This window comes from Cryobacterium sp. Y62 (assembly GCF_002929785.1).
Classification (GTDB): Bacteria; Actinomycetota; Actinomycetes; order Actinomycetales; family Microbacteriaceae; genus Cryobacterium.
Genome location: NZ_PJJK01000103.1, coordinates 13,679 through 25,280, shown reverse-complemented (window position 1 = coordinate 25,280; position 11,602 = coordinate 13,679). Strand labels below are relative to the sequence as shown.

The 11,602-nt window shown below is 66.1% G+C and carries 12 protein-coding genes; 6 read left to right on the top strand and 6 right to left on the bottom strand.

Annotated features, from left to right (window positions below; all coding sequences use genetic code 11):
• Nucleotides 1-21 precede the first annotated feature (21 nt).
• The 3 genes from CXY71_RS08795 (at nt 22) to CXY71_RS22630 (ending at nt 2,991) form a co-directional block, all read left to right on the top strand.
• A complete protein-coding gene (locus CXY71_RS08795) occupies nt 22-1,146 on the top strand; it encodes an NAD(P)/FAD-dependent oxidoreductase (protein ID WP_104135265.1) in 1,125 nt (374 codons plus the stop codon).
• 125 nt (nt 1,147-1,271) lie between these two features.
• A complete protein-coding gene (locus CXY71_RS08790; RefSeq protein WP_368665875.1) occupies nt 1,272-2,504 on the top strand; it encodes a methyltransferase in 1,233 nt (410 codons plus the stop codon).
• Between the two features lie 34 nt (nt 2,505-2,538).
• Complete coding sequence (locus tag CXY71_RS22630; RefSeq protein ID WP_146072783.1) at nt 2,539-2,991, top strand: hypothetical protein; 453 nt, start codon at nt 2,539-2,541, stop codon at nt 2,989-2,991.
• A 395-nt stretch (nt 2,992-3,386) separates the two neighbouring features.
• Here CXY71_RS22630 and CXY71_RS08780 read toward each other — a convergent pair whose 3' ends face one another.
• Genes CXY71_RS08780 through CXY71_RS08770 form a run of 3 tightly spaced genes read right to left on the bottom strand, consistent with a single transcriptional unit; the run spans nt 3,387 to nt 5,625 of the window.
• The gene (locus tag CXY71_RS08780) at nt 3,387-4,169 is read right to left on the bottom strand and encodes a hypothetical protein (RefSeq protein ID WP_104135262.1); all 783 of its coding nucleotides are present in this window, start codon (nt 4,167-4,169) and stop codon (nt 3,387-3,389) included.
• The gene (locus CXY71_RS08775) at nt 4,166-5,248 is read right to left on the bottom strand and encodes an ABC transporter ATP-binding protein (RefSeq protein ID WP_199184261.1); all 1,083 of its coding nucleotides are present in this window, start codon (nt 5,246-5,248) and stop codon (nt 4,166-4,168) included. The genes CXY71_RS08780 and CXY71_RS08775 overlap by 4 nt, the downstream gene beginning before the upstream one ends.
• Nucleotides 5,245-5,625, bottom strand: coding sequence for a GntR family transcriptional regulator (locus CXY71_RS08770; protein ID WP_104135261.1), 381 nt, complete (start codon nt 5,623-5,625; stop codon nt 5,245-5,247). The genes CXY71_RS08775 and CXY71_RS08770 overlap by 4 nt, the downstream gene beginning before the upstream one ends.
• Before the next feature lie 171 nt (nt 5,626-5,796).
• Here CXY71_RS08770 and CXY71_RS22445 point away from each other — a divergent pair, with 171 nt between their 5' ends.
• Complete coding sequence (locus tag CXY71_RS22445) at nt 5,797-7,209, top strand: flavin monoamine oxidase family protein (RefSeq protein ID WP_104135260.1); 1,413 nt, start codon at nt 5,797-5,799, stop codon at nt 7,207-7,209.
• A gap of 6 nt (nt 7,210-7,215) precedes the next feature.
• Here the strand turns inward: CXY71_RS22445 and CXY71_RS08760 are convergent, their stop codons facing one another.
• The 3 genes from CXY71_RS08760 to CXY71_RS08750 all read right to left on the bottom strand — a co-directional run bounded on the left by CXY71_RS08760 (nt 7,216) and on the right by CXY71_RS08750 (nt 9,504).
• On the bottom strand, nt 7,216-7,875 hold the full coding sequence (locus CXY71_RS08760; RefSeq protein WP_104135259.1) for a Pr6Pr family membrane protein: 660 nt from the start codon (nt 7,873-7,875) through the stop codon (nt 7,216-7,218).
• Between the two features lie 72 nt (nt 7,876-7,947).
• The gene (locus tag CXY71_RS08755) at nt 7,948-8,217 is read right to left on the bottom strand and encodes an acylphosphatase (protein ID WP_104135258.1); all 270 of its coding nucleotides are present in this window, start codon (nt 8,215-8,217) and stop codon (nt 7,948-7,950) included.
• A gap of 57 nt (nt 8,218-8,274) precedes the next feature.
• Nucleotides 8,275-9,504, bottom strand: a complete 1,230-nt coding sequence (locus CXY71_RS08750) for a CdaR family transcriptional regulator (protein WP_158253033.1) — start codon at nt 9,502-9,504, stop codon at nt 8,275-8,277.
• A gap of 104 nt (nt 9,505-9,608) precedes the next feature.
• On the opposite strand from CXY71_RS08750, the gene CXY71_RS08745 reads away from it, so the two are divergent.
• Nucleotides 9,609-10,475, top strand: coding sequence for a chorismate synthase (locus tag CXY71_RS08745; protein WP_104135256.1), 867 nt, complete (start codon nt 9,609-9,611; stop codon nt 10,473-10,475).
• The gene (menC, locus tag CXY71_RS08740) at nt 10,472-11,581 is read left to right on the top strand and encodes an o-succinylbenzoate synthase (protein ID WP_104135255.1); all 1,110 of its coding nucleotides are present in this window, start codon (nt 10,472-10,474) and stop codon (nt 11,579-11,581) included. The genes CXY71_RS08745 and menC overlap by 4 nt, the downstream gene beginning before the upstream one ends.
• The last annotated feature ends 21 nt before the right edge of the window (nt 11,582-11,602 follow it).

Genomic DNA, 11,602 nt, shown 5'->3' with positions numbered 1-11,602 from the left:
TGCCAAGTCGGGAAGTGGCGGATGCGTGACGTTGTCATCGTCGGGGGCGGGCCGGTCGGTACGATGCTCGCCTGTGTGCTCGCCGTCGGCGGGCTCGATGTTGAGGTAGTCGAGCAGCGCGAGCGGTCGTCGCTGCGCTCGCGGGCGATCGGCATCCACCCGCCGTCCCTCCGTGCTCTCGCTGGAATCGGCGTCGCCGAGGCCCTGCTCGACCGGGCGGTGCGCATTCGCGAAGGGGAGGTGCGCTGCGACGGCCGCCAGCTCGGGCAGCTGTCGTTCGAGCGAGCAGCGCCTGGGTATCCGTTTGTGGTAGCGCTGCCGCAATACGAGACGGAGGCCTTGTTGCGCGCCCGGTTCGACCAACTCCGGCCGGGTCGGTATCGCAGCGGTGTGACGGTGACCGGAGTGCACGATCGCGGCGATGTCGTCGCGCTTTCGACCGACGCCGGCCCAATCGAGGCCCGTTATGTGATTGGCGCGGACGGCGCCCGGAGTACGGTGCGGGCGGCGGCCGGCATCACCTGGCGGCAGCTCGGCTGCAGCGAAACCTATCTCATGGGCGACTTCGCCGACCCCGATCCGGGCGACACCGGTGCGGTGCTCTATTTCGAGCGCGGCGGCGTGGTGGAATCCTTTCCCCTGCCCGGCGGTCGGCGCCGCTGGGTGGCGATGACCGATTTTCTTGCCACAGAAGCTGACAGCGCCGACCTGGCCGCGCTCATCCGTCATCGAACCGGCGTCAGGGTGGCCGAACCGCTCGGGGCAGCGAGCGCCTTCGCCGTGCAGCAGCGGCTCGCGAGGCGCATGCACGCGGGCCGCAACATACTGGTTGGCGATGCCGCGCATCAGATCAGTCCGATCGGCGGGCAGGGCATGAACCTCGGCTGGCTCGACGCCGTTGCACTCGCCCCGGCGCTGCAGCGAGCGCTGCTCGAGCCGGGCGCGGCGGCATCCGTTTTGGGTAGCTATGACCGTTCCCGCCGGAGTGCCGCTCACCGCGCGGTTGTGCAGGCCGGATTCAACATGAATATGGGCCGGCCAGCCCACGGCCTGCGGCTCGGCGTTCGCAATGCCCTCGTGCGTTCGCTCACGCTGCCGCCGGCTAACGAGCTCGTGGCCCGCGCGTTCACGATGCGCTGGCTGTGACCGGCGGGGTACGTAATGCCGGTCGAATTCACGACACACCGGGTGCAATGGTCGCTCGGCTCGGCGGTCGTCGATCTACCGGCAAGACGTTCGGGCACGGGGCGCAGATCGAGTTGAATAGACGGGTGACTTCTGTAACTTTCATACCCCGCCTGCGCACCGACCTCGCCGCCGCCCACTTTTCGGTACCAGGTCTGACCGGATTGTGGGGTATCGAAGCGGATGCTGCGCTGCGCCGCAACCAGCGGGTTCCGGCGCAGCGGGCGCTCGCCGCGCTCGCCGCCAAACTCGGCCGGAACGAGCCCGCCGCGACCCTCGCCCGGCTGTTCCTACTCGGCGGCGCAGTGCCGCGCGCTGACCTCGAGGCCGCGCTTCCGACGCTTGGGGCAGCGGGCGCCGAGGAGCTTGGGCTCGTGGCGGCGCACGGTTCGGCTGGCGTGCGCCCGCTCGTCGATCTGCGCCCGTACAGCTTCATCGACGCGCACGGCGCCGGCAGCTGGTGGATAGTGAGCGATCTGGGGGAGTTGGCGCTCGGGCATCCGCTTGGCGAAACCCACGTTCTCGGCATCGGCGGCGCCTCCCGCACCCTCAGCGGACTCCTGATATCGACCCCAATTGAGCGGGCGCTCGACATCGGAACCGGCTGCGGGATCCAGGCCATGCACGCCTCGCGGCACGCCGAGCACGTCGTCGCGACCGATATTTCGATGCGCGCGCTCGAGCTAGCGGCGCTGAACGCCGAGCTCAACGAGATCGACAATATTGAGTTTCGGTTCGGCAGCCTGTTCGAGCCTGTGGTGGGGGAGTTCTTCGATCACATCATCTCGAACCCGCCGTTCGTAATCACGCCGCGCGCCGAGGGCGTGCCGAGCTACGAGTATCGCGACGGCGGCATGGTCGGCGACGCCCTGGTCGAGGCCGTCGTGCGCGGTGCCGCCGACCATCTCACCCCCGGCGGCGTCGTGCAGCTGCTCGGCAACTGGGAATATCACGATGAGACGGATGCCTTCGAACGGCTTGAGCGCTGGCTCACACCGGTCGCCGGCGAGTCCGCGTCGGCCGGGGCAACGTCGGCTGAGTCAACGTCGGTGGCCATATCCCCGCTAGCGTCACCGGCGGCATCCGCTTCGTCGGCACTCGACGCGTGGATCATTGAGCGCGAAGTACAATCGCCGGGCGAGTACGCCGAGACCTGGATCCGCGACGGCGGCACCCGACCCGGCCCCGACTTCGACCGGTTGTACAAGGCCTGGCTGAACGACTTCGAGGCACGCGGTGTGCGCCGGGTCGGGTTCGGATACCTGCTGCTGCGCCGGCNGGTTCGGATACCTGCTGCTGCGCCGGCCGGCCGGCGATGAAGCCACCGCATCTAACGCCGTCGCGTCGAGCCAGGTGACTCGGCCGCTGACCGGCGGTGGCCCAACCCTGCGCCGCCTCGAACGGCTGCCCGAAGCTCTTGGCCACAACCCGGCTGGCCTCGGCACGCACCTCGCCGAGTGCCTCGCCGCGCACGACTGGCAGGCTCGAACGGATGACGCGCACCTCTTGCGCACGAACCTCACCGTGGCTTCCGACGTCACCGAGGAACGGCACTACTGGCCCGGGCAGCAAGACCCGACGCTGATGACCCTGCACCAGGGCAGCGGATTCGGGCGCTCCGTGCCGCTCGACACGGCCCTGGCCGGACTGGTCGGTGCCTGCGACGGCGACCTCGCGGTTGGTGCCATCATCGGAGCGCTCGCCCAGCTGCTCGACGCCGATGAGCAGCCGCTCACCACCGAACTGCTGCCGAAGGTGCGCGCCCTCGTGGTCGACAGCTTCCTGACCGGACCGGAACCCGTCTAGCTGCTCGCCCCGCCCCCGTCACACCGGTTCGTGGTGGCTAGATCAGGAAATCCCGGCCGGACGAACACGCACGACCCCGAAAACACGGGCTACCAGGAGCCTGCCCGGCCGGATTTCCTGAATTAGCCCCCGGGACTGCGCATAACTCCTGCAATTTGGGGCCGCGGCAGAAAAATTGGCCGAAATTGCGGGCATCCACTTTGCGCCGGCCAGAATTTGCAGGAGTTGTGTGCACGGGCTCCAGCGTGGCCGTTCGTGGTGGCTAGATCAGGAAATCCCGGCCGGACGAACACGCACAACCCCGAAAACACGGGTTGCCAGGACCCTGCCCGGCCGGATTTCCTGAATTAGCCCCCGCAGCGGAACGTGAGGCGGGGCCAGCTGCCCTAGTTCTTCTAATTCTTCGGGGTGGCCCGCCGCAGGGCCAGGAACCCGCCGAAGCCGGCTAGTGCCGCCGGAATCAGCAGCCAGGCAAAGATGTCGCCCACTCCCTGCGCCGCAAACCATACGGCGACCGTCGGCCAGCTGCTTGTGAACGTGATGATCGTGACGGTGCCGACGAGACCCAAGGCGAATGAGCTCCAGAATACGAGCATGCCGGGCATGCGCCAGCGCATATAGATGGTCGCCACCGAAGCGCCGATAAAGAACACCAGCAGCTGCATCACGAAGAACGAGAACAGGTCAACCCAGAAGCCGTCGATGCCGAGCCAGAGCGCGTTGAACATGTAGGTGTCGATCCACCAGCTCTCGGTCAGCTTCTCGAGCTGGGTCAGCACCGCGAAGGCTACGGCGTTACCGGCCGAGATCAGCACGAACAGCAGCGCAGTGCCAAGGTAGAAGTCCCGCCGGGTGACGCCGAATCCGAGCGCGAGCGGAAACCCGAACGAGATCGCCTGTACGCCGACCACGATCAGATACCACTGCGGCGACAGCACCGCCCAGCTGTATCGTTGGCCCTCGATAGCGCCGGGGGTGCCGAGGCCGCCGGTCGTGAAACCGATGATCTGAGCAATGAACACGGTGATCACGAAGGCCATTCCCACGATCAGCCACGGGATTCCGATATAGGTGCGACGGTCGACGAGGTGCAGCCGCACCACGTTCCAGATGCGCGTCAAAGCGCTGCGTGGGTGAACGGATGCCGGCGCGCCGGTCAGCAAATCGGTGGAAGTCATGAGCGTTCACTCCAAGCGTCGGTCTTGCTCTCGGTCTGATCGGCGGGTGTGTCGGTGCGACCGCTCCGGTGGCCCATGCCACGGCCAGCACGGCCAGCACGGTCAGAACCCCCAGCACGGCCAGAACCCCCAGCACGGCCAGATCGGTCGGCCCGGCCGGACGGCGCGCTGCCGCCCGCATGGCCGGTGGTCCCGGTCGTGCTCGTCGTGCTCGTCGTGCGCTGCACGATCAGCTGTTGGAGCGACACGGGCGAAAGTTCCAGCCCGGCCGCCCGCGCCGCATCCCGTTCGGCTTCGCCGAGGCCGCCGACGGTGACCGAGGCGAGCCCGCCGATGCCATCTCGGGAAATGATGTCGCGGCCGGCGACGAAGGCATCGACATCCGTTTTCTTGCCGACGACGGTACTCGCGGTACCTCGCAGTTGGTCGGCGTCTTGGTTCATGAGAATGCGGCCTTCGTCGATGACGATAACGTGCTCGAGCAGGTTGCTGACCTCGTCGATGAGGTGCGTCGACAAGATGACGGTGCGCGGATGCTCGGCGTAGTCCTCGAGCAGACGATCGTAGAAGATCTGCCGCGCGACCGCATCGAGCCCGAGATAGGGCTCATCGAAGAAGGTGAGCGGCGCGCGCGAGGCGAGTCCCACGATCACGCCGACCGCCGAGAGCTGCCCGCGGGACAGCTTCTTAATCGGTCGCTTCAGCGGCAGCCGAAAGTCATCGACCAGTTGGGCTGCGAAGTCCGCGTCCCAGTTGGCGAAAAACCACGGCGCGCTCGCCAGCACGTGATCGGCCCGAAAACTGTCGGGATACTTCTGGCTCTCCTTGATGAAACAGAGCGACTGCAACACTCGCGCGTTCTCCACCGGCGAGGCTCCGAACACCTCGAGGGTGCCGCTCGTCGCGAACTGCTGCCCGGTGAGCAGCTGCATCAGGGTGGTCTTGCCGGCGCCGTTGCGGCCCAGCAAGCCGTAGATCTTGTTGCCTTCGACCGTGAAACTCACGTCGTCGATCGCGGTGAAGGCCCCGAATTTCTTCGTGACGCCGGTGACGCGCACGGCTGGGTCGGTGAGGTTCATGAGTTGCTCGCCTTTCTTTCGGTCACGGATTCTTCGTTGATCATGCCGGCGACCTGCTCCGCGGTGATGCCGAGCTTGGCGGCCTCGCTCAACAGTGGGCCCACGAAGTTGGCCCGAAACTGTTCCCTGCGAGCGCCGATAAGTCGTTCCCGCGCTCCGGATGCTACAAACATTCCAATTCCCCGCCTCTTGTAGAGAATGCCTCCTTCCACCAGGCGATTGACGCCCTTTCCCGCGGTGGCCGGGTTGATGCGGTGATAAGCCGCGAATTCATTGGTCGAGGGCACGGGAGTCTCCTCCTCGATGACGCCATCGATGATGTCGTTCTCGATCTGCTCCGCGATCTGCACGAAGATCGGTTTACCCGCTTCGATCAAGGACTGCCTGCTTTCAAAAGTGGATGCTGCCGCCTGCTACCGGTTCATTGGTTAGTTGGTTATGTAACTAACTAACTACCCAAGGGAGAGAATGTCAAGAGCAGACGGTCTGCGGTAGTTTGGACTCATGACTGGCGCCGGACTGACTGACCATTCTGGGCTGGACCGATCGTGAAGCGGCGCACTTTTCTGCTCGGCACGGCGTCGGGTTTTTCAGTCCTGGCGCTTGCTGCGTGCGTTGCGCCGGAGCCAGTGCCGACGCCATCCGTTGCGCCCAGCACGCTCATGCCCTCACTGGTTCCGCAGCCGCTCTCCGTTTCCCGCACCAATTGGTCCAGCGATCCCTTCTCCCGCGGATCCTTCAGCTACGCCGCCGTTGGAGCTACCCCGGAACACCGCGTTGCGCTCGGTCAGGCCGTCGATGCTCGGGTGTTTTTCGCCGGTGAAGCCACAGCAGTGGACGCGCCCGGCACGGTGCAAGGCGCCCGCGCGTCCGGCCTGCTCGCGGCCGGGCGGGTGCAGGATGTCGCGGCTCCCGGCGAACGCATCACCATCGTCGGCGCCGGGATTGCCGGCATTACCGCGGCCCGCCAACTCGTCGATGCCGGCTACAACGTCGTCGTGATCGAGGCGCGAGACCGCATTGGCGGGCGCATCGACACCGTCAGCGATGATTGGCCCTTTCCGATCGAACGGGGGCCGTCGTTCGTGCACCGTACTTCTGACAACTTTCCGGGCGACGAGCTGACCGCGCTCGGGGTTAGCCTGCTGCCGTTCGTGCGCACTCCGGAGGTGCGTACCCGCGCGGGGGCGATCGTCGAGGTATCAACGCTGGGCGCTCAGACTGTCACGGACGCCCTCGACTGGGCGGCGAATCAGCAGCAGGACGTTTCGGTTGAACGTGCCCTCATCGATTCGGGTGAAGCGAAACTTTCGAGTACGCCCGACTCCAACGGCCTGTCGGATGCCGACTGGCTTGAGTACGAGATTGCCACGAAGCTCAAGGTCGAAACCGGGGCAACGCCGAGTCAGCAGTCCGCCTGGTACACGACCGACATCGGTACCCCCGAGGACGACCAGATGGTGGTGGGCGGCTACTCCACGCTGCTGAAAAGTGACGCCGACGGTCTGGAGCTGCTGCTCTCGAGCGTGGTCAACCGGGTTGCCCACGACGACGGTGGCGTGAGTCTGCGTCTCGGCACCGGTGAGTCGCTCTCGGCCGACCGGGTCATTCTCACTGTGCCGCTTGGCGTGTTGCAGACTGCCGCGATCGAATTTTCGCCGGCGCTGCCCTTCGCGCATCGCGGTGCCATTGCTGCCCTGGGCATGGGGGTTCTCGACAAGGTCTGGCTGCGCTTCGACGAGGCGTTCTGGGACACCGAGGCCCGGGTCTGGACCATCGTCGGCGAAGACGCCGATTTTCCGGTCTGGGTGAACATGATGCCGCTCACCGGGGAGCCCATTCTCATGGGGGTCGTCGCCGCCGAGAACGCCACTCGGCTGTCCGAGCTCGATGACGAGCAGTTCTTGTCGGCCGCACTCACCGCACTCGAGCCCTTCCTGGCCGTTCCCGACGCAGGGTAGCGCGGCTCAGAGCGACGAACGCCACGGTGGCAGCAGGTGCCGCGGCATCCGCTTCAATCGGGTGATCCAGGTGAGCAGCGCAGCAATTCCCGTGATGATTGCCACGATGATCAGGCAATAGAACACGGTCTCACCGGGGCCGCTGACCTGCCGGGCATCGAGAAAGAAGTACGGATACCAGCCGACGATCGGCCCGCGGATGAGCGTGAACACGAGCCAAACAATAGGAAACACGATGGCCCAGCCCAGATATTTCCACGGTAGGCGGGCTTTGAACGGGTCGACCATCCAGTCGATCAGGGCGAGGGCCGGAATGATGAAGTGCAGCAGCCGGCTCGACCACGGCACTTCGATGGAATAGTTAGCGCCAGAGGACTGCCACACGATGATGCCGTAGACCACCCCGGAGACCAGAATGTAGGTCGTCACCATGGCGCGCAACATGTCGAGCCAGGCCGGGTCGATCGGCCGTCGCAGTGCCACGATGGCCGCCGTGACGATCACGGCGACCGCTGCGATGGAGCTTTGCACAGTGAAGTAGCTGAAGAAATTCGCGATGGCAAAGGTCGCGACCCCGAGCGTGTAGTAGAAATAGCCGCTCAGGGCGAAAAGTCCGGCTCCGGCCAGACCGAGGCGCGCCAGTGCGAACGCTGTGCGCGTCGTCATTGGCGTCCCCCGACGGGGCCCTCGCGCGCGGTCATAACGCAACGCTACGCCAGCGTCGGGGGCGATTTGACCCTAGTCGGTGATCTGAAAGTCGCTTTCGCCGGTCGCGGCGATGTCGCTCATCTCGAGCGTCGTGACGACGGCATACCGTGGGCCGGTTTCGAGCCAGCGCAACATGCGCAAAACGGATGCCTCCCAACCCTCGATCTCGAGTTCCACCGTTTCGTTCGAGCGGTTGCGGCAGTACCCGACGAGTCCCAAATGCCGGGCTTTGGCAGCGGCGTGGTAGCGGAATCCGACGCCCTGCACCTCGCCGTGGGCCCGCACTCGTTTACGTATCACTCCACTATTGTGCGGTGGACGCTGCCGCAGCGCGAGCCTCGCGGTGCTGCAACACAGCTAGTCGCCCACCCGCAGGCTCAGCCACAACGTAAGCGTGTCGTCGGCGTTGTCGAGGTCGATTCCGAACAGGTCGTGCACCCGCCGCAAACGATAGCGCAGCGTGTTCTGGTGCACCGACAGCAAGGTGGCCGTTCTGGCCGAGTCTCGCCCGCAGTCGAGGTAGGTGCGCAGGGTCGCGGCATACTCGGTGCCGGCGCGGGCATCGAGGTCGAGCACCGCCTGCGCCTGTGCCGAAAATAGCCGCGGGGTATCCCGAAGCACCTGCCCGAGTTCGAGCAGACTCAGCCGACTGCCGACGTTCCGCGCGCTGACGACCGGGCCGGTGTCGGCTGAATGGTCCGTCAGCAGGAGGACCAAATCCGCGTCCCGCCGTGACCGGCTGATCGTGTCGACTCTGGTCACCCGCGAGCCAACGGATGCCCGCAGCACGATTCGCATCGCTGCCGTAGCCCGGGTCACCAATCGAGCGGCCATTGCCTCAATGCCGATCAGTTGTGTGTCGTCGAGCTGCCCGCCGAAAAACAGGGCGTAGATCGTGGTGCCGATAGCTACACACTCCGTGCCGCTCTGGTGCGCTTCGCAGGACATCGCCACCAGATCAACCAGCCGGTTCAGGCGCAACTCGTCGCCCGCGGGGCCGAACTGCGGTCGAAACGCCAGAGCCACGAACGGGCCGGCCAAGTCGAGGCCGAGCTGGGCGGCGACGAGTCGGGCATCCGCATCACCGTCGAGCAGCCGGCGCAGCAGCACCGCGCGTTGCGCCCGAGCCAGGTCGGCCGCGCTGCGGGCGCGCAGAATGTGCAGCGCTGCGATGGCTGCCGCGCGTTCAAGCTCGGTGGCGGCAGCATCGTCGAGCGAACCGGTAACGTCGACGACCCAGATCGACCCGAGGGGCTCGGCGCCGGCCCGCACGGCGACCGCCAATCGGGCCAGCCCCACCGGCACGGCGGGTTCGCCCGGCAGGTTCGGTGTCATCGCCCCGGGTAACCGAACTGCGCCGGACGTCCGAAACAGTGAGGCGTAGGCTTCGGCGTTATCGGGCAGGTCGGGCACCTGACGGCCCAGAATGCCATCGCGCCTGGTGCCATCGATCGGTTGGTCTGGCAGCGTGGAATACGCGAGGACCCGAGTCTGCAGGTCTTCGATCGCGGTCGCGCCGCCGACCATCGCGGCGATCGCATTCGCCAGCGCGAACAGGTCACCGACCGGCAACCCGACGCTAGTCATTCGTCCACCATACCCATCCGCTTTGTGCTGCACGACCATAACCAGGCTCTTTCTTGATGCTAAGCGCTAAAGATCGGGGGCTGCGACCCGACCACACTGGGCAGATGTCCCCGCAACAGTCCCTCGTCGTAATCACCGAGCAGGCCCGGGCCGCCGCGCTGGTCGCCGCCGAATCGGCCCGTGTGCGAGTGAGCGACGAGGGCAGCCTCGCGGGGCTGCTCGAGATCGAACAGCTGTTCAATACGGTCTGGCTGCTGCCGCCCGGCGAGAGCGCGATGCCGTCCGAGCTGCTGCGCAGCATCAGCCACGCGGGCTGCAACGTCACAGCTGCCCGCGACCAGACCGGCCGCCTCGTCGGCGCCGCTGCGGCGATCGTTACCCCGAAGTCCGCGTCGATGTACTCCCTGATTGCCGGGGTGCTGCCCGGAATCAGTGATCGCGGCGTCGGCTTCGCCCTGAAGCAGCACCAGCGGGCCTGGGGTCTGGCCCGCGACCTGACCGAAATGACCTGGACCTTCGACCCTCTGGTCAGCCGCAACGCCCGCTTCAACCTCAGTAAACTCGGCGCCTGCGCGAGCGAGTACGCCATCGACTTCTACGGCCCGATGCAGGGCGATATGAACGCCAACGACGAAAGCGACCGCCTGGTCGCGGTCTGGCCGCTCACGAGCGCAGAATCGGTCGCCTGCAGCGAGAACCGCCCGACACCGGTCGATCGCCCCTCCCACAGCCCGAGCGATGTGCTTAGAGAAGGCCCCGACGGCGACCCCGTGCTCGTGGCGGCGGCTGACTCTCTGTGGTGCCGGGTCCCGACCGACATTGTGGCGCTGCGCGCGCAGAACTCACAGCTCGCGGCCGAGTGGCGGCGCAGCATCCGTTCTATCTTTACCGACGTATTCGCTTCGGGGCAGATAGCCCGCGGGGTCAGCCGTGACGGCTGGTACCGACTCTCACCAGGAGGAACAGCATGAAAATTGAGACCATCGAGCTACGCCGGGTGCGCCTGCCGCTGGTGCGGCCGTTCCGCACCTCGTTCGGCACCTCGACCGAGCGTGAGGTGACCGTGGTGCGCGTGATCACAGCGGATGCCGAAGGCTGGGCCGAGTGTGCCGCCGACGCGCACCCCCTGTACAGTTCCGAATTTCTGGACGCGAGTGACCTGGTTATTCGCGACCACCTCGTGCCTCGGCTGCAGGCACTCGGCGACCGGCTCAGTGCCGAACTGGTCGCCACAGCCCTGGAGCCGGTCAAAGGCCACATGATGAGCAAGGCTGTGCTCGAAACGGCCATCCTTGACGCGCAACTGAAAAGCACCGGTGTCTCGTTCGGCAGTCACCTCGGCGCAGTGCGGGACACCGTGCCGGCTGGCGTTTCGGTCGGCATCATGGATTCCATCCCCGAACTGCTCGACGCCGTCGCCGGCTACCTCGCCGAGGGCTACCTGCGCATCAAACTGAAAATCGAACCCGGCTGGGACCTGGCCCCGGTGCAAGCGGTGCGCGAAAAGTTCGGCCCTGACGTGCTGCTGCAAGTTGACGCGAACACCGCGTACACCCTCGCCGATTCCCGTCACCTTGCCCGGCTCGACCCCTTCGACCTGGTGCTGATGGAACAGCCGATGAAGGAGGACGACATGCTGGGCCACGCCAACCTGGCCAGGCTCATCTCCACACCGATCTGCCTCGACGAATCGATCGAATCGGCCCGCGACGCCGCGACGGCGATCACTCTCGGTGCCTGCAGCATCATCAACGTGAAGCCGGCCCGGGTCGGCGGCTACCTCGAAGCCCGGCGCATCCACGACGTCGCTGCGGCGCACGGCGTGCCGGTCTGGTGCGGCGGCATGCTCGAAACCGGCATCGGCCGAGCAGCGAACGTGGCCCTCGCCGCGCTGCCGAACTTCGTACTGCCGGGGGATACCTCGGCCTCGAACCGGTACTTCGCGCAGGACCTCACCGCACCGTTCGAGCTGGAAAACGGTCACCTGCGGGTGCCCACTGGGCCGGGCATCGGCGTGGAGGTACTGCCCGACGTGCTGGCCAGCGTTACCGCCAGCACTGACAGCATCCGTTTCTAGCATTTTCAATCAACAGGAGAC

Bases quoted from the DNA above. Each gene is read 5' to 3' on its own strand.
- CXY71_RS08780 (WP_104135262.1), bottom strand. From the start codon at position 4,169: ATGACTTCCACCGATTTGCTGACCGGCGCGCCGGCATCCGTTCACCCA.
- CXY71_RS08760 (WP_104135259.1), bottom strand. From the start codon at position 7,875: ATGACGACGCGCACAGCGTTCGCACTGGCGCGCCTCGGTCTGGCCGGA.
- CXY71_RS08750 (WP_158253033.1), bottom strand. From the start codon at position 9,504: ATGACTAGCGTCGGGTTGCCGGTCGGTGACCTGTTCGCGCTGGCGAAT.
- CXY71_RS08795 (WP_104135265.1), top strand. From the start codon at position 22: ATGCGTGACGTTGTCATCGTCGGGGGCGGGCCGGTCGGTACGATGCTC.
- CXY71_RS08745 (WP_104135256.1), top strand. From the start codon at position 9,609: ATGTCCCCGCAACAGTCCCTCGTCGTAATCACCGAGCAGGCCCGGGCC.
- CXY71_RS08775 (WP_199184261.1), bottom strand. From the start codon at position 5,248: ATGAACCTCACCGACCCAGCCGTGCGCGTCACCGGCGTCACGAAGAAA.
- menC (WP_104135255.1), top strand. From the start codon at position 10,472: ATGAAAATTGAGACCATCGAGCTACGCCGGGTGCGCCTGCCGCTGGTG.